The sequence below is a fragment of the candidate division KSB1 bacterium genome (assembly GCA_022562085.1).
Taxonomy (GTDB): domain Bacteria; phylum Zhuqueibacterota; class Zhuqueibacteria; order Oceanimicrobiales; family Oceanimicrobiaceae; genus Oceanimicrobium.
In genome coordinates this window covers 18,060-44,620 of the sequence record JADFPY010000006.1, presented here as the reverse complement: position 1 = coordinate 44,620, position 26,561 = coordinate 18,060, and the positions used below count along the sequence as shown (strand labels likewise).

23 protein-coding genes and 1 pseudogene are annotated in these 26,561 nt (G+C 41.4%); 2 read left to right on the top strand and 22 right to left on the bottom strand.

Features of this window, described 5'->3' with window-relative positions; translation table 11 throughout:
- From IH879_01290 to IH879_01190, 21 genes and pseudogenes are all read right to left on the bottom strand, one after another.
- The coding region (locus IH879_01290; GenBank protein ID MCH7673569.1) for a hypothetical protein at nt 1-337 on the bottom strand (337 nt) is incomplete at its 3' end.
- Nucleotides 338-351: 14 nt separating this feature from the next.
- The gene (locus tag IH879_01285) at nt 352-594 is read right to left on the bottom strand and encodes a hypothetical protein (GenBank protein ID MCH7673568.1); all 243 of its coding nucleotides are present in this window, start codon (nt 592-594) and stop codon (nt 352-354) included.
- 62 nt (nt 595-656) lie between these two features.
- Entirely contained in the window at nt 657-1,874 is a 1,218-nt protein-coding gene (locus tag IH879_01280; GenBank protein ID MCH7673567.1) for a CDP-alcohol phosphatidyltransferase family protein, read from the bottom strand.
- A gap of 250 nt (nt 1,875-2,124) precedes the next feature.
- Nucleotides 2,125-3,015 (bottom strand): radical SAM protein, encoded by an 891-nt coding sequence (locus tag IH879_01275; protein ID MCH7673566.1) that lies wholly within the window; start codon nt 3,013-3,015, stop codon nt 2,125-2,127.
- Nucleotides 3,016-3,141: 126 nt separating this feature from the next.
- Nucleotides 3,142-4,740, bottom strand: coding sequence for an NTP transferase domain-containing protein (locus IH879_01270; GenBank protein ID MCH7673565.1), 1,599 nt, complete (start codon nt 4,738-4,740; stop codon nt 3,142-3,144).
- 261 nt (nt 4,741-5,001) lie between these two features.
- A complete protein-coding gene (locus IH879_01265) occupies nt 5,002-6,606 on the bottom strand; it encodes an aldehyde dehydrogenase family protein (protein MCH7673564.1) in 1,605 nt (534 codons plus the stop codon).
- Between the two features lie 28 nt (nt 6,607-6,634).
- Nucleotides 6,635-6,865 (bottom strand): oxidative damage protection protein, encoded by a 231-nt coding sequence (locus IH879_01260; protein ID MCH7673563.1) that lies wholly within the window; start codon nt 6,863-6,865, stop codon nt 6,635-6,637.
- Nucleotides 6,866-7,506: 641 nt separating this feature from the next.
- Entirely contained in the window at nt 7,507-8,289 is a 783-nt protein-coding gene (locus tag IH879_01255) for a DUF4097 family beta strand repeat protein (GenBank protein MCH7673562.1), read from the bottom strand.
- A 24-nt stretch (nt 8,290-8,313) separates the two neighbouring features.
- Nucleotides 8,314-9,294 (bottom strand): DUF4097 family beta strand repeat protein, encoded by a 981-nt coding sequence (locus tag IH879_01250; GenBank protein MCH7673561.1) that lies wholly within the window; start codon nt 9,292-9,294, stop codon nt 8,314-8,316.
- 28 nt (nt 9,295-9,322) lie between these two features.
- Entirely contained in the window at nt 9,323-10,189 is an 867-nt protein-coding gene (locus tag IH879_01245; protein MCH7673560.1) for a hypothetical protein, read from the bottom strand.
- 25 nt (nt 10,190-10,214) lie between these two features.
- Complete coding sequence (locus tag IH879_01240; protein ID MCH7673559.1) at nt 10,215-11,813, bottom strand: BamA/TamA family outer membrane protein; 1,599 nt, start codon at nt 11,811-11,813, stop codon at nt 10,215-10,217.
- A 167-nt stretch (nt 11,814-11,980) separates the two neighbouring features.
- Nucleotides 11,981-12,955 (bottom strand): RluA family pseudouridine synthase, encoded by a 975-nt coding sequence (locus IH879_01235; protein ID MCH7673558.1) that lies wholly within the window; start codon nt 12,953-12,955, stop codon nt 11,981-11,983.
- Nucleotides 12,956-12,992: 37 nt separating this feature from the next.
- Nucleotides 12,993-13,487, bottom strand: a complete 495-nt coding sequence (lspA, locus tag IH879_01230; protein ID MCH7673557.1) for a signal peptidase II — start codon at nt 13,485-13,487, stop codon at nt 12,993-12,995.
- Nucleotides 13,488-13,521: 34 nt separating this feature from the next.
- On the bottom strand, nt 13,522-13,890 hold the full coding sequence (locus IH879_01225) for a TraR/DksA C4-type zinc finger protein (GenBank protein ID MCH7673556.1): 369 nt from the start codon (nt 13,888-13,890) through the stop codon (nt 13,522-13,524).
- 33 nt (nt 13,891-13,923) lie between these two features.
- Nucleotides 13,924-17,057, bottom strand: a pseudogene (locus IH879_01220) (isoleucine--tRNA ligase).
- A 7-nt stretch (nt 17,058-17,064) separates the two neighbouring features.
- Nucleotides 17,065-17,886: a purine-nucleoside phosphorylase gene (locus IH879_01215; GenBank protein MCH7673555.1), complete on the bottom strand. Its 822-nt coding sequence runs from the start codon at nt 17,884-17,886 to the stop codon at nt 17,065-17,067.
- 29 nt (nt 17,887-17,915) lie between these two features.
- Complete coding sequence (locus IH879_01210) at nt 17,916-18,650, bottom strand: DivIVA domain-containing protein (protein ID MCH7673554.1); 735 nt, start codon at nt 18,648-18,650, stop codon at nt 17,916-17,918.
- Between the two features lie 58 nt (nt 18,651-18,708).
- Nucleotides 18,709-18,945, bottom strand: a complete 237-nt coding sequence (locus tag IH879_01205; GenBank protein ID MCH7673553.1) for a YggT family protein — start codon at nt 18,943-18,945, stop codon at nt 18,709-18,711.
- An 8-nt stretch (nt 18,946-18,953) separates the two neighbouring features.
- Complete coding sequence (locus IH879_01200; protein MCH7673552.1) at nt 18,954-19,640, bottom strand: YggS family pyridoxal phosphate-dependent enzyme; 687 nt, start codon at nt 19,638-19,640, stop codon at nt 18,954-18,956.
- A 122-nt stretch (nt 19,641-19,762) separates the two neighbouring features.
- Nucleotides 19,763-21,487 (bottom strand): lamin tail domain-containing protein, encoded by a 1,725-nt coding sequence (locus IH879_01195; protein MCH7673551.1) that lies wholly within the window; start codon nt 21,485-21,487, stop codon nt 19,763-19,765.
- Between the two features lie 94 nt (nt 21,488-21,581).
- Nucleotides 21,582-22,418, bottom strand: a complete 837-nt coding sequence (locus tag IH879_01190; protein ID MCH7673550.1) for a M23 family metallopeptidase — start codon at nt 22,416-22,418, stop codon at nt 21,582-21,584.
- A gap of 860 nt (nt 22,419-23,278) precedes the next feature.
- On the opposite strand from IH879_01190, the gene IH879_01185 reads away from it, so the two are divergent.
- Nucleotides 23,279-24,169, top strand: coding sequence for a hypothetical protein (locus IH879_01185; protein ID MCH7673549.1), 891 nt, complete (start codon nt 23,279-23,281; stop codon nt 24,167-24,169).
- Here IH879_01185 and rlmN read toward each other — a convergent pair.
- Entirely contained in the window at nt 24,166-25,188 is a 1,023-nt protein-coding gene (rlmN, locus tag IH879_01180) for a 23S rRNA (adenine(2503)-C(2))-methyltransferase RlmN (GenBank protein ID MCH7673548.1), read from the bottom strand. The two genes, IH879_01185 and rlmN, sit on opposite strands and share 4 nt — an antisense overlap.
- 370 nt (nt 25,189-25,558) lie before the next feature.
- On the opposite strand from rlmN, the gene IH879_01175 reads away from it, so the two are divergent.
- On the top strand, nt 25,559-26,560 hold the full coding sequence (locus IH879_01175) for a MoxR family ATPase (protein ID MCH7673547.1): 1,002 nt from the start codon (nt 25,559-25,561) through the stop codon (nt 26,558-26,560).
- Nucleotide 26,561 lies beyond the last annotated feature (1 nt).

The following is a 26,561-nucleotide window of genomic DNA, read 5'->3' as shown; positions in this document are numbered from 1 at the left end:
TTTCGTGCTTGGCCACTGAATATAATGCAGCAAGTATGCCGTGTGAGATCTTGTCGATTTTGAAGGGTGAGAAAGGGAGATGAAAAATTCCTGAAACAGTAAAGCCGTTTTGAATATCGTAATAATCAAGGAGCTTTTGCTTAAATTGCTTTTTTGATCTACCAAGAGTGCGCCATTTGCGCGGAATGAAAAGCTTAATATTAACTCCTTCACTAGCTAAAGAGGATATTGTATTCATCACTTGCTCGGTATTCGCTTTTTGAGCTGGCAGTTGCTGATCCAAAATATAAGCTACCCTGTGTTGAAAAATGCCATTCTGCGGGGTAGTAATTACCATACTTCTAAATTTCCCTACTCTAATTCGTTAAGGCCGGCTTTCCGAGTCGTGATTTCACAAAGTGACTTGAAAACAGACGAAATGTATGCCAAGCGGCCGTAAACGCCATCCAGACACTGATTAAAGCACAATGTCTCTCTCCTCGCCCCAGCCGAACAGTGTTTCCTGCCAGCAAAAGCCAGATATTGTTGTTCATCCGGCTGCATGAATCTTTCAAGATCGTTATAATCGTAGATTTCGAATCTGTGAAATTTCAAGGACTGTTCTTTCCACACCGTATGAAATAAACAATGGCAGCGCCAAAGCTTCAGCTCAATCCTTATTTTTTGAGTTTTAGACAGAGATTAATGAATGAATTATATCGTGATAGCAATCTTAAAGTATGCCAGCTTGCCGTAACCAGCATCCAAAGGCTTATGAAATAAAATCCTTCTTTCGGCCAACCCAATATCGTAGCTATCAAAAGCAGCCAGATGTTGTTATTTATGCGGCTGCCAATGAGGCGTATGAATCGGTCTATCTTAGCATAATCGTAGATTTCGCGCCCGTGTAATTTTTTGAAGATACCGGGCACAATTCTTTCAACACAATAAGAAATAAGTAATATATAAGTAAATATAGCAGTACTAGAGGAAAAATCACCGTGGGCAAAATGCCACCCCAGTGCCAGATACCAGATGGCATCAAATATGGTATCTGTTCCATGATCAAGAAGATCGCCAATTTTACTGAATTTCAGAGTCAGGCGCGCTAGCTTCCCATCCACGCCATCTAGTATGCCTTTTATTGCCGCCACAAGACCACCAGCAAGAAGGCTTCCGGTTGCAAAGAGATAAGCTGCCAATATGGACAAAAGTAAATTTAGAAAGGAAACCATGTTGGGTGTAATAAACGTCTGGGCCAAATATCGCGCTATTCCAAATTCAAAAGGCGGATGAATGTATTTAGCCACGAAATCATTTGTGCCTTTGTGAACGGTTTGGCGGAGAAAATCATCGGCATTTTTAAGATGGGACGAACTCTCTATCAGAATCATGAAAGGTACAATATCCCTTCTCAAATTGCTGACATATGTGTTGAAGCTCGAAAGTTCGAGTTTCCGAAGTTTCGCGTTTTGTAAATTTTCTTCTATTGCAGCCGTGAGATTTTCTGTGGATTCGCCATTAAATAATTCCACTTCTCCTGATGATAAAACAGCAGCCCCCGCTTTGTTAAGCCCGTTTGGTGAAAGCAGCCCGCAACTTGATTTTGTTTCCGTTAGCTTTTTTAGAATTCGCCGGTCATTGAGCGCATTGGCTTCCAAGGCCAGTACATTTTGTCCGTTTTCTTCGACTGACTTTCTTAGTGACTCAAACGGATTTGAATTCTTGGCGTTTACAAACGAAATGGTTAGCGATTTTGGCTGCGGATGGTGGAAGTATTCCGCGGGATCGCTTTCAGGACGAGTTACAACTACCGCTTCATGAATCCCGAGGCTAACTAATTCTCTCAGATTTCTCTCTAACAATGTGAGACCCCACAATCTTTGCTTAGCCATTGGGTGTCTCGCGTCTATCCAGGCTTTTCTTACCAAAATAATCTTCTCTTCTCATTTAGAAATTCGGCAGCCTGATCTGACTTTTTGGGCATTTGAATCTACCTTAAATTGCTTTATTCTTTGTTTTCTGATCCATGAGTGTAGAGTGTATTTAATAGCGGCTAATAAATCTCTGCAAACTAAAAGACGGAATGTACGAGCAAGAATCGGGGAAAGCGAAATTGAGAAATGTTATGGGATTACGTTCTGATTAGGTACCCTGGCAATTTTCACAAATCGTGCCGGCTAAATCTCGATCCATCATTCTTTGCCGGTACTTCCTGTAGCCCTCGCCATTCCAAATTTCTTTTATAGATTTCTCGTGGATATTACCGAAAACTTGAGTGCGCTCCCAATCCACACAGCAAAGCACCATATCCCCATTCCAGAGAATCCAAGCGCGCCAAAAAGGAATGGTGCAATAATGAGCGAATTTCCAGTCAACATCTTCGGAAGCCATGTCAGAAGTATCTATAATATCAGGATTGGCGCGGTTGTCCAGTTGTCTGGCTTTGAACCGAATTCCTCGAGCCTTCCAGAACACCTTTGTTGCATCTAATTGAGCTTCTACTTCTTTGGTCAAAACTGCCCAAATTTCTATTTGGGGGTTTTTAGCCTTTAATTCATCCTTGATTTTTAAAAGAGTTTCAATGTTTTTTACAACCGTTTCAAATTTCGGGCCTTGCATTATATTGTCATAAATGGCTTTATCGACGCCATGTACACTAAAAACTATGTACTCCAAACCAGCATTAATTAAGTTATAAGCTCTTTCTTCGGTTAACAAACCGCCATTTGTAATAATTTTGGTTTTCGGGAATGGCTTTTTACCCCGAATCGCACGAATGACTTCAATTCTTTCATGCATCTTTCGATCAACAAGCGGATCATTTTGCAAGTAAGGACTCAGAACCTTGACGCCATTACTGACCGCTTCGGTGACTATTTTTTCAAAGGTTGCATCTTCCATATGACCGATGATCTGATTGTCCTCTCTCCCCATTGGACAGAAAACGCAACGGGCATTGCAGCCATATTGAGTTTGTACCTGGATAATTTGAGGAAATGTTGGTGTGAATTTTGTAAAGTAGTGGTACTTCAAATACTCCATAAAAGGTACAGATGCAGCAGAAGGCCCTGAAGGCATAAATTTTCTTTTTATTCGCCCAAGATGTTTTCTCAAAGAAAACGTCGAGGAAGTATCAACTAACATAGTCGTCAAACCTCTCTACTCTGAAATTTTGTTTTCAGGTTGCAATTCAATTTCAGGACTGCTAAACCAACGGCTAAATTGGTTATACAGTCTTTTTATAGGGCTAAAAGCATTCACACCATGACGTTGTGAAAGTAAAGTCCCGGCAGTTATGATGATACCGACACCCAACATATTCAAAACCGCCATCAACCCCCAAAAAAAGACGGTGATACTTCCCCCAAGCATGATTAAAAAGCCTGCAAATGACCAGGCATCTCTTCTTCCTAATTGGTGAATAATCCCAAAAAACTTCAAGTACCAGACTTGCTGGTTTGGATATTTAAAAGAGCCAATATCCTGATCAAAATCTTTTAAGCTGGTAGAACCTTTTTTCTTGATATAGAGCAGACTAAACCTGAGAGCTACTGCAATTAAAGCCAGGCTAAATCCGGCTACCCAGAAAACAACTGTATCGTTAGACGCATTATAAGCACCAACTGTTGCGCCTACAATGAATACAATATAAGAAAGCTGATCCGTTAAAGTATCTACCAATGCACCAGTTTTTGAATCTTTTAACTTTACTTGAGCAACTTCGCCGTCACAGCCATCCAAAATCGAAGTTAGTTGAAAAACGATTCCCCCGATAATAGTATTTAACGGTTTGCCAAATGAAATAAACCAGGCACCGAAGATCATCAAAATTAGGTTAAATAGGGAAATTTGATTGGGTGTAATCGGAGTTTTAATCAGCCACTTACTAACTCGAGTTGAAATTGCTCTATTCAATCGTTTGGCAACGATACCGTCCCTAGAAGAGCGAGTTGCTCGTAACAATAAAGATTCTGCGTACTGAATATCAGGTACTGTGTCTACATCCTGCCAAAACGAGTCCCCTATATTGAACGAGCACATTCTGCCTTCTTCCGCCAATACTCGAACACCACCGGACAATGAATAGTCTCCTTGCTCCTGGCTTCGTCTTAGTGCATCAAATATAAGTGGCGTATGGATGAATATACCAACATCAATCGCGTTAAAATCTGTCAGACTTTTCCCTAAATCTAGTAACTGATTGTCAACTGTCCTAACTTTAGTTGCGTCATCAAGATTATGAACTGTATTGAGAGCGTAATCCACGCACAACAGGCCACATTCTTTGCCCAGCTGAACACTTTTGAGTTTTTCAAGAATATTGACATTAAAGACATGATCGGACATAAACAGCAGAAATCTGCCATCTACAAATTTTTCAGCTTTCAGAACTGAAACACCATTCGGTTTACGCCAATCAAGGTTGCGGACCCAGGTAATTTTCACCCCTAATTTCTTTGAGTTTATTGTCTTCCGAATCCGTGCTGCCTGGTACCCCAAAATAATGACGAATTCAGTAATTCCAATCCTCTTTGCCGACAAAATGACTCTTTGAAGCAGGGGCATCCCGCCAACTTTTACAAGAGGCTTGGGACAACCATTTTGATAACCCTCCAGCCGACTTCCATTGCCAGCAGCTATAATGACTGCTTTGGTTATCTTCTGGTTGTCATTGAAAGAGGATCCTGAATTGAGGGATGAGGTATGTGTAGAAGGCGTACAAATAGAATAAGAATCTTCGTGCAGATTCAAGCCCATTTCTTTCTCCACTCCGGTATGTGTAAAGCGGCTAGAGACTCAGATCAATTTATTGTACAGCTTAAGAGTCTTCTAATCCTAATTATGTTAAAACTTAATTAATTTGAAGTTACAGACAAATTTAAGGTCGTGAATATACAAAATCTTTTTCTGTATGTCAAGAAATCTCTTGAATAAATTAAAACTGAATGTGGCTCAGATCGAGTGTAGCAAATTATTGTTTTTATAGTCTTTGGGTTGAACGATTTCTCGCTTTGTCATTCAAATATAATTCTTTCTAAACAAAGCTTTAATTGTTGCCGGAATTGCCTTTATTTTTCGCCAAATGGAGTCACCATGTAAAAAATCATTAAAAACTCTTAAATCATTCACTAATTTTTCGCTGTATTTGTACCACCAAATATTATTGTTCACAAAATCTTTAGAAAAAAGTTTCAAAACTGACCTTGCGATTAAACGGTCTGTATTGATATATTTTGGCCGCACAACTTCCATAACTCCCCAAGGTCCGTGACTAACACCTATACCACTGGTCTTGAAGCCTGTATATGGCGCCTCCATTTGAGCAATATGGATCTGTAAATCATTGACGATCACACTGCCAGCGTGAATTTGGTTCGCAATTTTGACTCCTCTTTTTAAGTCTTGTGTCCAAACACTGGCCGAAAGTCCAAATGAAGAATCGTTTGCCAGAAAGATTGCCTCATCTTCAGTAATAAACGGCGTCGCTGTAATTACAGGCCCGAAAATCTCGTTCTTAACAACATCCATATGCGAATTTACATTTGTTAAAACGGTAGGCTCAAAGTAAAGGTCACCTAAATCCTTGAGCGGTTTTCCGCCGAAAAGTACCGTGGCCCCTTTATCAGATGCATCTTCAATGTAAGAGCAAATTTTTTCAAATTGCCTGTCATTAATGAGGCACGATAGATCAATATCAGTTTCACAATCTGGCTTTGCCATAAGCTCACGCGTCTTCTCACCGAGTTTCTCACAGAACACTTCAAGAATCGATTCATGGACAAAGAGCCGTTCGACAGAAAGACAGGCTTGTCCGGCATTAGAAAAAGCGCCCCATACAGTTGCGTTAACTGCTCGTTCAATGTTGGCGTCTTCGAGAACAATCATTGGGTCGCTACCACCTAATTCCATATTGACCGGAACCAAATTATCAGCCGCAGCCTGATATACTTTTTTGCCAATTTCCGTACTTCCGGTGAACATGATTTTGTCAAATTTCGATTTAACTAAAGCCTGTCCAACGTCAGATAATCCAGTTACAATATTTAAAACATTTTTCGGCAGATAAGCTCGATCAAATATTTCGAGAATTTTCAGACCTGTTAGCGATGTAAGCTCTGAAGGCTTGTGGATAACAGCGTTGCCAGCTAAAATCGCCGGTATGATGTGCTGCATCGCCAAAAGAAAAGGGAAATTCCATGGCGAAATAACTGCGATAACGCCAAGTGGTTCATATTTCACCAATCCCCTTCTCAATTTAAACAATGGATTTAAAGAACCGGTTCGGTGGCTTTTCAAAAACTTCGGAATATTCTTCAAATAGTATTTGAAGCAATCTAAAATCGGTAAAATTTCGCTTGAGTACGCTTCAGCGAGAGGTTTACCGGTTTCTTGTGAGATTAGTTGAGCAACTTCATCTTGATAAAGATAAAATTGGCGATAAGCCTTTCTGAAAAGTTCAAGACGAGTCTTAAGCGTTAAATCGGACCAGGTCTTAAAAGCGGATTTTGCCCTTTCGAAAATTTCAGGAATATCTTCCGGATTGGTTGCTGAAAACTCTGAGATAGTGTCCCCGGTTCTCGGGTCAGTAGAATATAACGTATTTGATACAACTTTTAAGGCCATATTTTGCGATTCCTTAAACCGAGAGTTTTCAGCTCAGAGCGAGGAATTTAACCATTTCGTCGTCCAAGAACTTGCTGTGCTCGTCGTTAAGTGGATCCAGCCGGTACTCGTTCATCAGCATTAACTGCTGACCAACCCATGCTTTCCAGCACTCATCACACGTTTGCTCAAGAACTTTTTGGCCTAATTCGTTATTAAAGGGCGCTTCTGATAAACCTTCTTTCTCTTGTTGGCATCTCGAACATTTAACCTTTGCCATGTAAACCTCCAATCAGTCTGACTGAAAGTGTATAGCAAATTTGCCAAAAAGTCAAGCGAAATTAAGGACCCATGCCATGCAACAATTGTCAATGAACAAGTTGAACAAATCACTCGCTCAAGCCGAAACCTGAAACGTTGGCTATTCTTTTGCAAGTGATATGCCATAAATAAATTCAAACAAACAAACAAACCCAAGTCATTTAAAATCATGAAATTAAAACAGAAACAGTTGCAAGGGAAAAGAAAAAAAACGTGAAGTTCGTTTACGTTCTGGCTGTGAAACGAGAACAATATTTACAGTGATTTTCTAAAAGTGACAGAGGAAAAAAATGGCTACTCGGCTAAAAAAAAATCCATGTTTCAGCGTGAGACAGTGTAATAAGCTATAACGCCATTATTTGCGAATTTCAACAGCACTATTCAAGGTGTCAGAAATCTAATTCTGGTTTTAACTCCCAATATTTTATTACGTTTAACTAGGCCGTCAAACTATAAATACAGGTTGGCACAATAGTTGATTAATTTACGGATGCATATAAAAAAAGCAAGGTGAACACCTTGCTCAAAATTGAATCCAAAGTTCTCCATCCACCCCTCCTTTCCCTAAACGGCGGAGCACAAAGTTCCGCCGTTTGGTTTTTACTGCTCTAAAATTTTTATCCCGCCATTGGTTGTGTGCAAAACGATTCTTCCGCCACCACCATTTATTTTACCCTTGAGTCTTCTCTTGCTGAATTTGCCCCGGACCTCAATGGGAAAATCAGTTCGAATCGAACCGTTCGTCGTTCTCGCGTCAATATCAGCTCGGAGATTTTCCGGAAAATACACTCTGATACTACCGTTGGTCGTTCGGAAATTCATATCTTCGTCTTCTTCAAATTCTAATAATTCCACATCGATACCACCATTCGTGGTTTTCGCTTGAACACTTCCTTTGCCCTCGCGGACTTCGATGCCGCCATTGGTTGTCTTCACTCGAATATTTCCGGCAACGTCCGTGATCCCAACTTTGCCATTGACTGTGGAGATGTCCATGTTGGTTTCATTTGGTACTAAAATTCGATATTTTACACTTATACTGACTCCATTGCCAAATACTGAATCCCAAAAGCCACCCCTACGTTTAGGATATTTGGTTCTAATTTCAAGGTAGTTTCGACCCTGCTTAACTTCAATTCGAACCCGCTCCATGATTTCCTCAGCCTGCCGGCGGCTGCGAGCTTTAACTATCTTTTCCGCCTCGACCCGCACTTCATTTCTGTCCCAGGACTCGACATATACGCTGCCATTCGTATTATCAACAATCAACTCACTTCCTTTTTCGAATGAGTAGGTTTCTTGAAACTTTTCCCGATGAGTTCCCGCAATTAAAGAAGTGGCGAGAAAAAAACTACAGAAAATATGAAAGATTTTGATTCGCATAGGATTCACTCCAAATTTATATGATCAATTCTTCTTGAATGTTATATTTCCTTCCTCAGTGTAAACACTTAATCGAGCCAGGCCTTCACCTAAAACGTCATCTAATTTTTCGCCTTCATCTCCCCACCTTCTTACCGAAACCGGGAAGTCAGTTCGGATCCTGCCTTCGCGCGCCTGAAATCTAAGTTGAGCATTAAAATCTTCCGGCACGCGAATGAAAATATCGCCTTCATCGGTGCGTATCTTACACCTGCCATTGGCCAAAAGGGAAAAATCTGCTTCAATATCCCCTTCGTCTGATTGAAGATCGCCATCTTTGATCACCAGTCCGTTTAAAATAAAATCACCTTCGTCGCTTTCCAGATCAATGACTGCAAATTCGCAATTGCTTAATCGAACCGAGCCCTCGTCAATGTTCACAAACAGCGTTGAGGAAGCTCCCCGGGCATTTTTACAAACCAAATCACCCTCGTCAAGAGCGACATCGATTTTTGAGGATTCCAAGTTATTCAAAATAACATCGCCTTCATCAAGCCGGAGTCTCAAACTGCCGGTGATTCCTGTAATCTCCACGTTGCCTTCATCATTTTCTATCTTAAGATTAATTTCCCTGGGTACCGTCAAATCATAATCCACTTGATGCTCGGAGTGCCGGCGCCATTTGTCAGAGTGGAAGATATTCGAGAACCTAAAATGCTTGTCAACATCAATCTCCCGAATGTAGAGACGGTTGTCTGAGTGTTCAATCTCAACTTCAAGATTTTCCATTATTTCTTCAGCTCGTCGACTATTTCGATCCCAAACTCGTTTGGTTATTTTTAAATAAACTTCTTGTTTATCCCAAGATTGGATCCTAATGCTTCCCTCATCGCCAATGATTGTGATTGAGCCGCCTGACTTCATTTTAAATGTTTTTTCTTCTTCAGATTTTAGTTCACCGCCTAAAAGGCTTTGGCAGAAAAAGAGGGTACAGGTAAATAAGCAGAAGACATTTTTTGTTTTCATAAAATTAGTCCTTAATAAACCATGGCTTTTAATTAATATTAAGCGCTCCAAGTCCGGGACTCACATGTAAACTAAGCGCATATTTCGCGTCGTCATAATTTTTGCTGTAATAGTATCTTCCGGACTTTCTAAAATTGCGAGGGATTTCAACGTCGGACAAAAATAAAAATTTTGAAACGGAAAGCTTTACGCCAACATCATCATCCGGTAAATAGATAGTTGTCTCACCAATGTCCAAATCAACATCCGCCATCGCCTCATTTAACATTCGGCCGCGAAAGTCAACGCGCATCTCCCCGATTCCGCCGTTTATCTCAGCTTCTCTGAATCGGGCATTTCCAAGTCTGACGATTTTCGTTTCACCGACTTTTGTGTTGATTTTGAGGTAGTCCATCTCACTCTGGTTTGGTTCCGAAAACTCAACCTGTACTTCACCGGCCCATGTGGTCAACTCCATACCGACTAAAGAAAGACCGCCTAAATCAATTTCAATTACTCCCGCTTTTATTCTCGCTTCTAAATAGATCTCAACATCTGGGGGCAACTCCAGGACAAACTCCGCTTTTAAATCTTTGCTATCGTTGTTTGTCCAACCTTTTTTGTCAAATTCAATATCCAATCGAGAACGCTTCCGGTCATAATCTTCATATATTTTGAATTCATCCCTGCTGAAATAAATCGAAAGCCGAACTTCTTTACTTCGAGAAGATTTACTAATTCTCACTTCTGCTGCGTCAATATCAATGTTTACATACAGGACTTTGTCAGAATTGATTTCGTATTTTTGCTTAAACCTTTCGGTTCCATAGCGTTGAGCTAAAAGTGTATGAGAGGAGCCCAAAAGCAAAAAACACACAAAAGAAAAAATTAAAAGTCTGAAAGGTTTTGCTGACATGATAAAATCCTCAAACAAAATGAATTTAAAAATTTCGATGAATTCTAAATGAAACATTGAGGCCACCGCCATCCAGGCGATGGGCAAAATTAACCCTCATATCGCCGTCTCGGTTGGCAATGGCAATCCCAACGTCGGTTTTAAGATCGGAGAATTCAAAATTATCGAAATTAAGGGGCGAAGAGGTGTCTTGAGCAAACCAGGCAAGCCCGGTATTTGCGAACAAAATATAGTGAAAAAGGTTCAGAAACCAAATATCATCAAAAAGGAATTCGCCGTCTGTTCTGTATTCAGAATTAAACATCACCATCCGGTCGCCGGTGAATTCTTTGAAATGATAGCCGGGCAAAGTAGAAATACCTCCTAAATCAAAAAGGAATTGTTCAGGAACATTTCCCCGACCTGATCCAACTCGAAGCCTAAAATCGAGACTTTCGAAGTAACTCAACGTCTGATATCTACGCAAGTCGATAATATAGCGATCGAAGTTAAAATCACCATTTAATTCCTGACCGGCAACCTGGCCGGCAAATTCGGCGGTGCCGTTTAAATACCAGCCACTTTCCGGAACTCTGGCGTCGTAGCGGGTATCCAAATTAACACTGAAAATCAAACTGCGCATATTTCCTTCATTAATCAGGGGATTCAATCTGAAGTCATGCCCTCCTCTGAACAATGACCAGTTCGACGTATTGAGCATATTCGAGTAATCATCATTTCTGTATTCCACTTTGACTTTAAAATCGCGAGTGAATTCCTGAACAGCGAAAAAACTAAACCCTTTTCTTCGATAGTAATCTAAAAAGTCTTTTTTTACGAAAAGTGCGTTTGCGCTGTTTTCACTTTCCGAAACCAACCACGCATCCTGGGTATCCGTGAAGTCGTGATATTCGCCGCCTAAGAATAAATTGAGCGAACTTAAAGTAGAGAGCTGCCCACCAATTTGGTAGCGCAAATCCTTATTCTCAAACCCATAACCTATTTCCCCGAAAGGGTTTAAGTGTCCCATCCTCCAATTATGGTAATGATCCCGGGGTTCGCGGAAGCCAATAAAACCGCCCTCCACTCTATTATACCTGAGAATAAAATTGTCGAGCTCGTTCACCGACCAGTAATTTTGAAACGAAATGCCATGTCTGTAGCGGCTGTCTCGCCGAAATGATCTTCTGGAATAGCTCCTCGTTCTACGGATCTCACGGTTGGAATATCCGGTGTGGTGGCGCTTCAAACTTCTCGAAGATATCTCCAAAGCGTCACCTTTGACCCAAGCATTTCCGGATTGATCTATCCAACCGTCAACGCTAATCACATCGCCATCGACACACCCGCTCGATTTCACTCTGACATCGCCAAAAAGAGCGACTGCGCTTCCTTCTATTTCGCCCCGGATTGTCAAATCGCCCCGGACTACAACAACGTGATAAGGCAGCCTTTCCTTTTTTTTGATAACCTTGTTACCCGAAAAGTACTTAATTTCCATCCGACCGCGATCATCCAGATACTTTTCCTTGACCCGGTCGAGAGTCTCTTGATCGCTTCTGTCAAGGTCTAATTGTGAAAAAAGATTGGTGGTAAAAAGCGTGGCAAAAAGAATCACAGTCATCAAGCCCGTTATTACTTTCATCATGCACCTCAATAATTTAAGGGTTTAATAAAAAAACTGATAACTTGCAACAAACTGCTGATTATTCATTCGAGGTATATTATATCAGACAGTTTCTTTTGTGAAATGTTGCCAACAAAAATTTAGAGTTTGAATAAAAAGGGAAGAAATTTTAAATCTAAAAAAAATCACTTTCTTTGATTACGGATACTTTCCAGCAAAAGTTTCATATCTTCAGGCAGGTCCGAATCAAATCGCATGAATTCATTTTTGGAGGGGTGAATAAACCCAAGCACTTTTGCGTGCAAAGCTTGCCGGTCCATCTTTAGAAGAAGCTTGCTGGCAAACTCCCGTTCATCGTTGGGTAAATTTCCCAATTGCCTGTTGCGACCGCCATATTCTGCATCGCCGAAAACCGGGTAACCGAGATATGAAAGATGCACCCTGATTTGATGGGTTCGCCCGGTTTTCAAATTTAGCTTGACGAGGGAATGTACCCAATGCGTCTCCAGAACTTGATAATTCGTAATCGCTAACTTACCGGACAACTGCACAGTCATTCGCTTTCGATCTTTAGGGCTTCGCGCAATAAACGTTTCTATCTTGCCCTTCCTCTTTTTAAATCTCCCCCAGCAGATGGCTTGATATTCCCGTTCCGTTTCCTTCTGCTTAAATTGACTGGAAAGACTTTGGTGGGCAGCATCGTTTTTTGCAACCACCATTAATCCGGATGTGTCTTTATCAAGCCGGTGGACGATTCCGGGTCGTTGCCGACCTCCGATTGACGAGAGATCGCCGCAATGATAAAGCAGAGCATTCACAAGTGTACCCGTATAGTTGCCAAACGCCGGGTGGACGACCATTCCAGAGATTTTATTTAAAACCAACAGGTGCTCATCTTCATAAATAATATTTAACGGAATATCTTCCGAGAGGATATCAACCGGAGTGGGTTTGGGAACGCAGACCTCAACCTTTTCGCCGGGCGAAACAAGATGGCTGGCTTTGGCAGGCTGGCCATTCACCTTAACCAAATCTTCCCGAATTAATTTTTGCAAACGCGCCCGGGAAACCGAAGCGATTTGCTGAGTTAGGAATTTATCAAGGCGTTGTTTTCCCTGTTGAGACGGGATAACTACTTCAAAGTAATTTTCCTCTTGCATAAAAATTGGTGGGTGAACGTAATATAAAACGAGGGATTTATGCTCTTTTTTCGGCGGCTACTTCTGTGGTTTCGTCCGTCTGTTTGGAACTTTTATCAAACACGACAAATACGATTAGTATCATCATCCCGATTGTTACGGCACTATCCGCCACATTAAAAATCGGCCAACGGGCATTTCCAAAACCAACATCGACAAAATCGACTACTTTACCATAAAGAAACCGATCAATCAAATTACCGATAGCACCGCCTAAAATCATTGCGAGTGCAAAATTCAGAGACATTTTTTCGTTACGGGCCTTCAGAATGTAAATGAAAATTATGACCGTAGCGATTACTGCAAAAATGGTAAAAAAGGGCTGGCCACCGACTTGAATGCCGAAAGCCATTCCGGGATTTTCAATATATGTCAGGCGTACCCAGTCGCCAATTATATTATGGGGGATACCGTATTCAAATGAATATCGCACTGATAGCTTGGTAATTTGATCGAGAATAACAACAATTATAGAAATCAAAAAAACTTTCACACGCAACTCTCGTGTTAATTAAAAATACATTGAATTATCCGTCTGCCTTTCCCTTACAGGGAACGCATCTTGTCGCAGTCGGCACCGCCACTAATCTTTCCTGAGGAATAGGCCTCTCGCAATCAATACAATTGCCATAATCACCGCTTTCAACTCGTTGCAGGGCTTCCTCAATGTGGTTGAGAAATTTCCCCTCTCGAGTCGCAAAAAAGAAAGCCTTTTCACGTTCCATATTATCGGTTCCCACATCCGCCATATGAAAGGAGTAGGCAGAATTCTCCCCGGAAGCGTCTTTTAAAGTCGATGCCATTTCTCTGTCTTTTAATTGCCCTAAATCCTTGAGCATTTCGTCCCTCTTTTCGAGAAGCAGTTTCTTGAATTTTTTCAGGTCCTTCTTTGTCATTTATACCTCCGTTAATCTGAGTTTCAATTTCACTTATACAACTTTTTCGATTCCGATTGCCGCTTTAGAACCGTTGATCTCCCAATTTTCCGTGAACGAGGCTTTCTGAAAATTCGGAGATAGGGATTCTGCCAAAGTCTCATTGCAAATATACTCCGAACGCTGTGCGATTGCTTTTAAGAGTTCATCCGAGGTCTCATAGTAAATTTTAATACGATCTATTACATCAAACCCGGCATTTTTGCGCATATTTTGAACGCGATTGACAAATTCTCTCGCTAAACCTTCAATCCTGAGATCGTCCGTGATTCGAGTATCTAAGGCAGCGGTCAATACATCATCGGCCTGTACAACAAGACCTTCAGCGCTCTGTGAGACAATTTCGAGATCGGTTATTTTAATTACTTTTTTCTGCTTTTCGATATCGATCGTAAATTCACCTTTCTGTTCTAATTCAGTGATTTCTTTTTCACCAAAGTCGCGGATCATGTTTGCTGCCATCTTGGCATTTTTTCCCAAGCGCGGGCCTAATTGCTTAAAAAGAGGCTTTGCTTTTTTTATAGTCAACCCTGCTGTGTCGGAAACAAACTCAATATTCTTAATATTAAGCTCTTCCGTAATCAAACTTGCCATACTTAGGATATGATTCTGCGCGTTTTGATCTTTAGCTACTACGACAATTCTCGACAACGGTTGCCTAACTTTAATTGCTGATTCATTTCTCAGCGCTCGGCCAAGAAACACAACACGCCGGACCAAATCCATTCTCTCCTCTAATTCAGTATCTCGATACGTATGTTCGCGGGTATTCTTTTTGGGTAAAATGCCAAATGCACGCTCTCAACATTAGCATCGCCGTTTTGGGTCAGATTTTTGTGAATTTCCTCCGAAATAAATGGGGTGTAAGGCGCTAATAATTTAGTTACAGCGATCAAAACTTCGTACAAAGTTTCGTAAGCAGCAAGCTTGTCATCCCCCATTTCGGATTTCCAGAACCGACGCCGGCACCGGCGTACATACCAGTTGGAAAGATCATCGATGACAAATTCGGAAATCAAGCGTGCAGCTTTGGTCAGATCATAACGTGACAAATGATTTTCAATTTTCTCGACAAGTCTGTTTAAGGAACTTAAAAGCCAGCGGTCAATTTCCGCGCGTTTTTCGACTACGATTTTAGATTTTTCATATTTAAACTTATCGATATTCGCATAAGTTGTAAAGAATGAGTAAACGTTAACCAAAGTGCCAAAGAACTTTCGAACGACCTCATTTACCCCTTCGACATCAAATTTGGTTGGAACCCAGGGTGGACTCACTGTAAGCAGATACCATCTAACCGCATCGGCGCCGTATTCATCGATAATGTTTTTAGGATCGACCGTATTCCCTTTCGATTTGGACATCTTCTGGCCAAATTTGTCTAAAATCAAATCATTGGAAACACACACCTTGTAGCATGGCTGATCGAATAGCATTGTGGCAATCGCATGCAGCGAGTAGAACCATCCTCGAGTCTGGTCTACCCCCTCGGCGATAAAGTCCGCCGGAAAACTTCGCTCAAAAACATCTTTATTTTCAAAAGGATAGTGCCATTGCGCGATCGGCATGCTTCCGGAATCAAACCAGCAGTCGATCACTTCGGGTGTACGGGTCATCTTTTCACTGCATTGTGAGCACTTAATTTCAACTTCATCGATGTAAGGTTTATGCAAGTCATCGAATTCCGCTAAACCGGAAAGCTCTTTGAGCTCCTCGACGCCGCCGATGCAGTGTTCATGATTGCAAGCTTCACAGACCCAAATGGGCAGCGGTGTCCCCCAATAACGATCGCGGGACAGCGACCAATCGATATTGTTTTTAAGCCATTCACCAAACCGGCCTTCACCAACCTCCTTCGGATACCAGTCTACTTCATCGTTATTTTTAATCAAGCGCTCTTTCATGGCAGTCGTACGAACAAACCAGGATTTTTTCGCGAAGTAAAGAAGCGGCGATGTACAGCGCCAGCAATGCGGATAACTGTGCAAATAGGCCTCGGACTTGTAAAGCAACCCCCGGCTTTCCAGATCCTTGATAATTTCCGGATCGGCATCTTTCACAAACTTGGATTTGAATTTTGTGACTTCTTCAGTAAATTTTCCACTTTCGTCTACCGGCTGCAGGACAGGCAAATCGTATTTTAAACCAATCTGATAATCATCTTCACCAAAAGCCGGCGCCATATGAACGATCCCTGTACCGTCTTCAGTTGACACAAAATCAGCGAGTACAGTGTAATAAGCCTTTTTATCCGTTTCGTAAAAATAAGGCGGTTCGTACTCTTTGTCAGTCAACTTTTTGCCGGTATATGTTTCAACAATTTTGTAATCGCCTTCCAGAACCTCTAACCGCGTCTTTGCAAGAATCAAGTGTTCGTCAGCAAGCTTAACTTTTACATATTCAATTTCAGGATTGAGTACTAAAGCTACGTTGGAGATCAGCGTCCATGGAGTCGTCGTCCAAACGAGAAATGAAGTGTTCTCCTCTCCTTTGATGCGCATGCGTACAAACACCGAGGGGTCTTCAACGTCTTTGTAGCCCTGAGCAACTTCATGACTCGAAAGCGGTGTTTCACAGCGTGGACAGTAGGGAACGATTTTGTGCCCACGATAAATCAGCTCTTTTTTCCACAGCTCGCTTAGAATCCACCAGACTGATTCAATATAGTTATTTTCATAGGTGATATACGGATTTTCAAGATCAACCCAAAACGCGATTCGACGAGTAAGTTCGTCCCATTCACTCTTGTATTTCCAAACACTTTCCCGGCATTTCCTATTAAATTTATCGATACCGTACTTTTCGATATCTTCTTTGCTTGAGAAACCCAGCTCTTTTTCAACCTGAATTTCCACCGGCAGACCGTGTGTATCCCAGCCAGCTTTCCGTTCGACGCGATACCCTTCCATGGTTTTAAGACGACAAACAAAATCTTTTATGGTTCGCCCTAGGACGTGATGAATGCCGGGCGGGCCATTAGCAGTCGGAGGCCCTTCATAGAAAACAAACGACTTCTTTACATCCCGGTTTTCGATGCTTTTCTCGAAGATCTTGTTTTTATCCCAATATTCGAGAATTTCCTTCTCTAATTCAGGAAAATTTAATTTTGTTGAAAGTTCTTTGTACATACTTTTACTACACCCTCTCGATCACTCGCTTCATCATCAATGTTAATTTGGGTTCAGCCTCCGCTGCTACTTTTAAGATCTTTTGGATATCAACGGGTTCTAATGCATCCGGAAAACAAGCGTCGGTTACAACTGAAAGGCCGAGGACACGCATCGAACTGTGGACGGCAACAATAACTTCCGGGATTGTGGACATGCCCACCACGTCTGCGCCAATTGCGCGCAAGAACCGATATTCAGCACGAGTTTCCAGACATGGACCGCTAACGGCAACATAAACGCCCTTTTGAATTTTAATCTTCTCCTCTAAAGCGATCTGCTCGGTCAGTGCAATCAACTCGTTTGTGTAAGGCTCTGACATATCGGGAAATCTCGGACCAAACGAATCGTCATTGACGCCAATCAGCGGGTTATCGCCAAAGAGGTTGATGTGATCTTCGATGATCATAATGTCGCCCGGAGTGTATAAGGGATTCATGCCACCACAGGCATTGGAAACGAGCAATGTATTGGCTCCCATGTGTTTCATAACCCGCACCGGAAATGAAATCTGCTGCATTGAATAGCCTTCATAATAATGAAAGCGACCCTGCATCGCCATGACGGATTTCGAGCCAATCTTCCCAAAAATGAGACGCCCTGCATGGCTTTCCACCGTTGAAAGGGGGAAATGGGGTATCTGGTCGTAAGAAATAACAGTCTCTTGTTCAATTTCTTCAGCGAGTGCTCCCAAACCGGTGCCTAAAATTATTCCTATTTCAGGCGTAACATTTGTTTTCTCCTTTAGAAAACTACCCGCTTCGTCAATTTGGGTTTTTAAATCCTGCATTCAATTCCTTGTCCCGTTTTTGGACGCCTTTAAAAAATCAGTTGATCGGAAATGCGTGACTTCTTCTCTTGTTGTTCAATCCTCTGCTGTTCTTGGGTCTGATCAATAGTCCGTTCTTGCAAATCCTCGGACTGACTTTGCTCTATATCTACAGTTTTTCTCATCTCGGTTTTCGCATCCGGTTCTTCCGGTAAAATGTCATCGACACTGCCAAATTCTATTTTTTCCTGGTCAAAATTTTGCGGCGGCTCTTGTTGGTATTTAGGTTTAGAATGACCTTTAGGGCGTTTCTTTTCTAATTTATCAAACCCCATGTCATCCAACTCGAGAACGCCGATTAATTCTACTTGCGATTCTAATAAATGGCGCAGCCTGCGTGCAAACGAATCTTTTTGCGCTTTAATGAGCACCAGCTCATTCTTCATGGTTGCCAACTTCAACTTCGTGTCTTCCATGATTTTTTCCGCCTGCATCTCAGCCTCGCGAACAGTCAAATTGGCTTCCCGCTTTGAGGTTTCTCTAGATTCGTTAATCGATTCCTGGGCGTGCATCAGCGTTTCTTTTAACGTTTTTTCGACTTCCTGATAATCCTGCAATTGAGTCTTAAGTTTGAGAACTTCATCCGCCAAATTATTTTTTTCTTGATTTAGGCTCTCGAATTCATCTGCTACCATTTCCAAAAATGCATCGACTTCAATGGCATCATAGCCACGCATCGATTTTTTAAACTCTTGTTTCTTAATGTCTAATGGGGTGAGCTTCAAGTCAACCACCTCCTGGTAAGATTAGTTTGCAAAAAACAAGTTAAGGCGGAACTCCGATTCAATACAACAACAAATTCCTTAAAATGTACAACCCAAAAATCAATATCATAGGAGACAAGTCGATGCCGCTAATCGGCGGAATAACTTGTCGAATTTTACTCAGCACCGGCTCTGTTATCTGAATTAGAAACTTAACAAATGGATTATGTGGATTGAAATTAATCCACGACAAAACCACCCTCACGATAACCGCCAAAATATAAAGGTCGATAAGAGCATCTAATAAACGAATCATATAAATCCTTAACCTCTTTCCCCGAAAATCGCAGTACCGACTCGAACCATCGTGGAGCCCTCTTCTATGGCTATCTCATAATCGTTGGTCATGCCCATTGAAAGAGTGCCAATTTCAACGCTGGTAATTCCGCGTTCGTTTACTCGATCCTTTAGATCGTGCAACAGTTTGAAACAGGGTCGCACGTCTTCAGGGTTGGGCAAAAAAGCTCCTATGGTCATAAGTCCTTTTATTTTAAGATTCGGTAATGTCGAAACCTCTTCAATTGCGCCAATTGTTGCTTCCGGCTCAAGCCCAAACTTAGATTCTTCTCCGGACGTATTTACCTGAATTAAAATTTCAATAGTTCTCTCTAATTTTTTAGCTTGCGTTTGAATTTCACGCGCTAAATACACACTATCGACGGAGTGAATCATATCAGCAAACTGCAAAACTCGTTTAACTTTATTGGTCTGCAGGTGCCCGACCATATGCCAATGAACTTTCTCGCCAACTTCCTGAAACTTCCGCCAAGCCTCCTGTACTCTGTTCTCGCCGACGACTCGAATCCCCGCCTCAATTGCTTCGTTAATTTGCTCCACATCCACTGTCTTTGTAATAGCTACGAGCTCAATTTCTTCAGATTTGCGACCACTTCGCCGACAGGCTTCAGCTATCTTGTTTCGAGCAAATTGTACGTTTTCGCGAATTGGCATCCGGAATTATAAAATTAATAAATATACGTTTTTATTAGTGCAAAATCAATATAAAAGTAGCGGGTGAAATTTTTGCGATTTTAAGATGCAGGAAAGATCGGTGGGTAAAAAGTCATCAAATTTTATAAATTAGCAGCCAAAACGACTGTCTTTTTTTGGGTTCTTAATAAACCGGCTTCTGCATTTAATGCTTGAAGAAAAACAACATAAATACCAATTCTCGCAAGTCGGCCGCTATCATCGTGGCCATCCCAAACAATTGAATTTGTCGAACCGGAAGGTTGGTTGTTCGCCAAAAATCGAACGAGTCGGCCGCGAAGATCATATATTTTTATATTTACTGAAGCGGTCGTTATAGGCACTTCGTAACTAATAATTGTGAAATCTTTTTCCCCATCGCTGTCGGGAGAAAAAGGATTGGGCGCAATTGTCAGGTCGGCATCTGCCGGTAAAGTTTGAGTAAAGATACTATTTTGTTCACCGGGTGTTCCTCCCGCGATTGTCACTGAAGAACTCCAATTCGTGCTGTCGTTTGATGCAAGATTCGGATTAATCTTCTCCAAAGAGACTCCGGTATCTCCGCCCCAATCTTTGTTATAATTGACCCTATCCATTATATTATCCGAAGGATCGTAAAGCACAACACTATCAAAATCGTTATTAAACGACGGCAGCTTTTTTGAAACCGAAACTGAACCCACCGGAGGATTAAAGAAATCGAGAATTGCAGAATCCTCAGCTAAAATAAAAAAACCGTTTGGGGCAAGGTTGGAATTACTGCCAAAATTAACACGCTTACCGGTATCTGAATCCGACACAGACCATTTATCGAGATTAATTGTTAAAGAGCTTAGATTGAGAATTTCAGTCCACTCCGGTTGATTGGACAAAGGAGAATACATAATTTCGTTAATAACAGCAGTTCGTTCAGGAAATCCAACAAAAAGCTGCTTTGCAGCAATGTTGTTGGTTGTGTCCTCGTCTGAGTCAAATTCAATTTTGGCAAAAATTAGGTGCTCGCCTGGTAAAACATTTGAATACTGCAATGAAAAAGATGTCGAGTCCTTCGGTAAAAGCGTCTCCGAAAATTCAAAAGCTGGTGCTAATTCTTCTCCAATACTTGCTAAGGAGTCCCCATTGAAATCCTCAAAAAATGTCAGTTTGAATTGATCAACCAGATTTTTGCCAAGATTACGAACTGCTGAAGCAATAATCACGGTTTGCCCAGCCTGCACCGGTTCGAGAGAAAATTTGATGTCAGCTGGAAAAACGGCAAGATCAAAATTAAGCGGCGAAACACTATTCGGCGCACCCGGTGTCCCAAAAATTGACTTGCTGTTTGCCCAATTCTCCTGTGAATTTGATCCTTGTAAATCAATTTTTTCATCAGAAAACCCCTGGTCATTCCCAAGGGAGTAGGTGTATTGAGACACAATCCCGCCGTCCGAATTTATTAAGGACACGGTTTCCCCAGTTAAATTAGAAAACCCTCGACTTCCAAAGGTTGTGTTATCAATCGTTAACACTAAACACTCTTCAGGGATGAAGTCGTCATAAGTGTCGGAATTGTCGAAGTAGGAGGGATCGAGAATAAGCGCAATTTGCCCGGGTTGCAAAATTGTGCCCTCATGAGATTCAATTATCGTGTCAGTTCCTTCACCGTCCGACATCCGCCATCCGGAAAGCTCGACTGATACTGACTCCGACAAGTTTACAATTTCCACAAATTCATCATGTGAGTCACTGCCTGAAGCATCAAACATAATTTCAGACAAAACGACCTGGGCTCGAACAGGTGTAAAAGCAATAAACAAACTTAACAGAACAGGGCTAAAAAAAAATTGCATATTATCCAACTATAGCGATTTCCTTATAAATAGCAAAAAAAAACGCCTTAGAAAATTTCCACTAAGACGTTTAATTTTTGAGATTTTAAACTGTCTAGTCCATATCTAGAATGTATTGCAATGGATCCTGTTTCTTACCTTCTTTAATCACCTCATAATGCAAATGGGGGCCGGTCGCTAACCCAGTATCTCCAACTAACCCTATTGGCTGCCAGCGATCCACTTTTTCCCCTTTGTTCACCAGGATTTTTGATAGATGTCCATAACGGGTTCGCAACCCCATACCGTGATTGATGATGACTTGTTTTCCAAATCCGCGATTTAGGGTATACTTTGTAACGACTTTTTCTACGACTCCTGCTGCAGAAGCAAAAATCTCGGTGCCTCTTTCGGCCGCGATATCGACTCCGGCATGATTTATAATTCTATCAAGAATGGGATGAATACGCATTCCAAACTTATCTCTAATCCTGCCGTCTATAATTGGTCTAATTGAGGGGGTGTGCTTCATGACTTTCTCATTTTCTCCGAACTTGCTTCTGACTTGTTCGCGGCTTATCTGAGCTAATCTAATCCTTCTCTCCATTTTATCAAGGGCTTGTTGATATTCAAATATTTGCTCAGTCAAATCCCTTGAATCCATTGCCACATCGTCATTTACATAAGTAAAACCCCCAACACCAACGTCACGTGTATCCGAATCAATTTTGGGAAGATCAGCAATAATTCTCAATTCATCGTCCTCCCTTTCCAGACCTTCAACTCGAGTCTCAATTTGGATAAGTTCGTTACTTAAATCAGCCAATTGAGCATTTAAATATTTATTGAGTTTGGAGAGAGACGAAATTTCTAAATTCTGATAAAAATTAGTGAAAAGCGCCAAGCTAGCCGAGACAAGCAAAAGAAGGATTGCAAAAACAGAAAAAGACAATGAAAAGAACTTCCTCCATGACAGTTCTATCTGATTAGCTTTTGAGTCACAGAGAGAAAAATAAATTATCTTAACTTTTTTTGATTGCATACCGTTCATTCCTTCCCAATAAGGTAAGATAGGATCAGGTTCCAACTCAACAAATCATCTCCATATCCCTAGCTTAGCAAGATGCAACAAGACAATTAATCGAAGTTACCACCCCGTTTGGTCACACACAAAACAGATTGAATTATCGTCTCCTCGAGAATAAGGCAGGATTTATCTGAAGCGATTATACGTTCGCAATGTACAAAAAAAAATATCACTTGTCAAGAAAAAAATAACGATAAGTATTACTATTTATGAACAAATAACCAAATCGCATAAATTTTATATAGGTTCTCATTGCAATCGGTTAATATCATATGCATTATGTAATTTTTTTGCCATGACAATTCCTTCAACTCAAACTCAAGCTTGAATTAAAATTAGCCTTTTTAAGATAAAAGTCAACAAAATATTCTTTCCTAAAATATCGGCACTAATCAGCTATTTCTACAACCTGTTAAGAAATTCACTTTAAGTTTTACTAATAACTTGGTCGCACAGATGAGTTTTTGCCTAAAATGACGATACTTTTTTTGAATGCGGCTCAGTATGTTTAACGACTTTTTCTAATCATCCTAACCAAAAAGAGAAGCAAAGTGTCTGTGAGAGCTCGATTAATTTTATTTTCCCTCGTAATTATAGTACCTAGCGTTTGTTTCTCTCAACTCATTTCAACTCGAAGTGATTCACTGATTCGAGAAGGAATTCGGTTAAGTATTGAGCAATCTTATCCCAAAGCCATTTCTATCTTTACAAGAATGCAGGAAGAAATGCCGGCAAACCCGGCAGGCTACTTTTTTCATGCGGCTGTTTTACAAACACAAATGATGGACTTCGAAACCTACGACAAGGAAACCGAGTTTCTCGATTTGGTAAAAAAAACCATCAAGCTTTCTAAAAGTTATCTTAAAGACAGCCAAAAGGATCCCTGGGCTTATTTCTTTTTAGGTGGCGGCTATGGCTACCTGGCATTTTATCAAGGGAAGCAAAACAAACTTATGGAAGCTTTTAAAACAAGCAGGAACAGTATTAAGGCTTTGGAAAAAACTCTGAAGAATGACAGCACCTTATATGATCTCTATTTTGGCCTGGGAACTTACAAGTATTATAGAAGCAAGTTGAGCCGCTATTTTACCTGGCTGCCTTTTGTGGGAGATGAACGGAAACAAGGCATCGAAATGATAAAAACCGCCCTGAACAAAAGCAAGTACTCTCGATACAGCGCGATGAGCGGGCTCTGCTGGATTTACATTGAGGAAGAAAACTACAAGGAAGGGTTCGAGATTGTTAAAAAAGCGCTTGAAGAGTTTCCCCAAAGCCGAATCTTCCTTTGGTGCGCAGCGAAAACAGCAAAGAAGCTCGAGCTCTGGGATGAGGCGGCCGGCTATTACGAAAAAATTCTCTTATCTTTAAAAACCGAAAATGTCCTTTCGCCCTACAATGAAATCATTTGCCGTGTAAACCTATATGAAATTTATGCAAAGCTTGAAAAGTTTCAGGAAACTGAAGAACAATGTCAAAAAATTCTCGTGGTCAATCTAAACAAAGCCGACCAAAAGCGGCTTTCAAAAAATTTCAAAACGACCCCAAAATCCTGTCGCGATTTTTCTCGCGAGACAGCCTTGCGTCATCGCGTTTATAATAAAGAAGTCTCCAACTAAGCCTTGGCCGCCAATTGACCACAACCGGCATCAATATCATCCCCCTTACTCCAGCGAATCGTCACCGGCGTATTTAAATCCCGCATTTGCTCGTAGAATTGCATAATTCTTTTTTCCTCTGGCCGTTTAAATTCTCCGAGTGTTGCATTATACGGAATCAAATTAATTTTGCAATACAGCCCTTTTACTATATTTTTCAAGCGTTTCGCATCTTCTAACGAATCGGTCAGTTTATCCATTAAAACATATTCTATCGTCACAGGTTGATCGGATTTCTTCGTGTAGTATTTGGCTGCTTTAATCAGTTCGGTGATCGGCCACTTTTTGTTAAGCGGCATAATCCGCGACCGGATTTCGTCCGTCGTCGCGTTCAGGGAAATCGCCAGACGATATTTATGATTCTCATCGGCGAAACGGTAAATCTTGGGAATCAGACCGCTGGTAGAAACGACAATGTGGCGCTTTGCTAAATTGGGGCCTAGTTCATCACTGAGCAGTTCACAGGCTTTCATCAAATTGTCGTAATTATGAAACGGCTCACCCATACCCATGCAAACAACATTTGTTACTTTTTGGCCGCTTAACTTTCGTGTTGTTAAAACTTGATCAATGATTTCGCCCGGCGTCAGATGCCGGTTCAGTCCCATCATACCGGTCGCGCAAAACTTACAATCAATGGCACAGCCAACCTGGGTGGAGATGCAGAGTGTGGCTCGGTTGTCGTCAAACATCAGCACCGATTCAATCTGGCTGTCGTCCTCCAATTGAAACAAATATTTCATCGACTGGTCCTTGGTCGACTGTTGTTTTGTAATTAATTTAAGCTGACCAATTCGGGCACGTTCATGCAATTTTTCTTTTAAGTCTTTGGACAGGTTGGTCATTTCATCGAAAGAGTTGACACCTTTGTTGTATAGCCAGCTAAAGATTTGATCACCGCGGAAGGGTTTTTCGTTAATTGACTCGGCGAAGTCGCGAAGCTCGTTTAAATCAAAGCCCTTTAGATTAATTTTTTGCATTTCTTGTTCTTTTGTAAAAAATTGACAACCTGCGGCTATCCGAAAGTGTGCAAAAGGACATTTTTGCAAGCGTTCCTTCGACCTTGCTCAGGAGATGCTTTTGCGAAACAATCTCCTTCGAAAACATACGATTTCTTCATCCCCCGACCTTCATACTAATATTAAAAAGGAAAATTGGGGGATTCGCAACGACCTTTTCTGTACTTTTTGGACAGCCACAGCTTTCGATATAAATGCTAATGTTAACTTAATGAAACCAGAGGCTAACATCAAGAAAATTCATTTGACATTTGGACGTGAAATGGTTACAATTAAAACCCAAAATTTTTAATAAGAATCCCTATCAGCGAATAGTAGAGTCGGAGGTTGAATGGCAGAAAATCCAATTAACTCGAGTGATTTAGAAAGTGTCCATGAACTAAAAGAGGCTCGTGATAAAATCACAGCTGAAATTGCGAAGGTAATCATCGGGCAAAAAAAAATCATCGATGAGTTGCTCATCTCTTTATTGGCAAGGGGGCACTGTCTGCTGGTTGGCGTGCCGGGATTGGCTAAAACACTTTTGATTAGCACCCTGTCGCGAGTTCTGGAATTAAAATTTAACCGAATTCAATTCACTCCCGACTTAATGCCTTCCGATATTACCGGGACGGAAATCATTGAAGAAGACACCTCGACCGGTCACAAAGCCTTTAAATTTGTAAAAGGACCCGTCTTTGCCAATATTGTCCTCGCTGATGAAATCAATCGTACTCCTCCCAAAACCCAAGCAGCGCTACTGCAGGCTATGCAGGAACACGAAGTCACCGTCGCCGGAACTACCTATAAACTCCCTGAACCATTCTTTGTCCTGGCCACTCAAAATCCGATTGAGCAGGAAGGAACCTACCCTCTCCCGGAAGCGCAACTGGATCGATTTATGTTTACCCTCTGGGTGGATTACCCATCCAGAGAGGAAGAAGCGCAGATCGTTAAATCTACGACGAGCGCCTATGAAGCTGAGTTGAACCCCATATTAAAAGCGGATGAAATATTGAATTTACAAAATTTGGTGCGCCGGGTGCCGGTAGCGGACGAGGTCATTAACGCTGCAGTGAGTTTAGTTCGAAACACACGGCCGAATTATGAAAAATCACCAAGCTTTATACGTGAGTCGATTAGTTGGGGTGCGGGTCCGCGCGCTTCTCAGTATCTAATTCTGGGAGCAAAGACTCGCGCCATTTTGGATGGCCGGCCAACTCCTGAAATCGCCGATGTTCATGCCCTAGCGAAGCCGGTCCTCAGGCACCGTTTGGTAACAAATTTCAACGCCGAAGCCGAAGGAATCGGAACGGTCGACATCGTGGAACGGCTGTTAGAAAAAAAAGATTAAA

Excerpts from the sequence above, each read along its gene's own strand:
- IH879_01240 (MCH7673559.1), bottom strand. The coding sequence starts at position 11,813 with ATGAAAGTAATAACGGGCTTGATGACTGTGATTCTTTTTGCCACGCTT.
- IH879_01260 (MCH7673563.1), bottom strand. The coding sequence starts at position 6,865 with ATGGCAAAGGTTAAATGTTCGAGATGCCAACAAGAGAAAGAAGGTTTA.
- IH879_01200 (MCH7673552.1), bottom strand. The coding sequence starts at position 19,640 with ATGCCAATTCGCGAAAACGTACAATTTGCTCGAAACAAGATAGCTGAA.
- IH879_01185 (MCH7673549.1), top strand. The coding sequence starts at position 23,279 with ATGCCGGCAAACCCGGCAGGCTACTTTTTTCATGCGGCTGTTTTACAA.
- IH879_01255 (MCH7673562.1), bottom strand. The coding sequence starts at position 8,289 with ATGCGAATCAAAATCTTTCATATTTTCTGTAGTTTTTTTCTCGCCACT.
- IH879_01175 (MCH7673547.1), top strand. The coding sequence starts at position 25,559 with ATGGCAGAAAATCCAATTAACTCGAGTGATTTAGAAAGTGTCCATGAA.
- IH879_01280 (MCH7673567.1), bottom strand. The coding sequence starts at position 1,874 with ATGGCTAAGCAAAGATTGTGGGGTCTCACATTGTTAGAGAGAAATCTG.
- IH879_01225 (MCH7673556.1), bottom strand. The coding sequence starts at position 13,890 with ATGACAAAGAAGGACCTGAAAAAATTCAAGAAACTGCTTCTCGAAAAG.
- IH879_01245 (MCH7673560.1), bottom strand. The coding sequence starts at position 10,189 with ATGTCAGCAAAACCTTTCAGACTTTTAATTTTTTCTTTTGTGTGTTTT.
- IH879_01250 (MCH7673561.1), bottom strand. The coding sequence starts at position 9,294 with ATGAAAACAAAAAATGTCTTCTGCTTATTTACCTGTACCCTCTTTTTC.
- IH879_01265 (MCH7673564.1), bottom strand. The coding sequence starts at position 6,606 with ATGGCCTTAAAAGTTGTATCAAATACGTTATATTCTACTGACCCGAGA.
- IH879_01205 (MCH7673553.1), bottom strand. The coding sequence starts at position 18,945 with ATGATTCGTTTATTAGATGCTCTTATCGACCTTTATATTTTGGCGGTT.
- IH879_01270 (MCH7673565.1), bottom strand. The coding sequence starts at position 4,740 with ATGGGCTTGAATCTGCACGAAGATTCTTATTCTATTTGTACGCCTTCT.
- rlmN (MCH7673548.1), bottom strand. The coding sequence starts at position 25,188 with ATGCAAAAAATTAATCTAAAGGGCTTTGATTTAAACGAGCTTCGCGAC.
- IH879_01215 (MCH7673555.1), bottom strand. The coding sequence starts at position 17,886 with ATGCAGGATTTAAAAACCCAAATTGACGAAGCGGGTAGTTTTCTAAAG.
- IH879_01195 (MCH7673551.1), bottom strand. The coding sequence starts at position 21,487 with ATGCAATTTTTTTTTAGCCCTGTTCTGTTAAGTTTGTTTATTGCTTTT.
- IH879_01235 (MCH7673558.1), bottom strand. The coding sequence starts at position 12,955 with ATGCAAGAGGAAAATTACTTTGAAGTAGTTATCCCGTCTCAACAGGGA.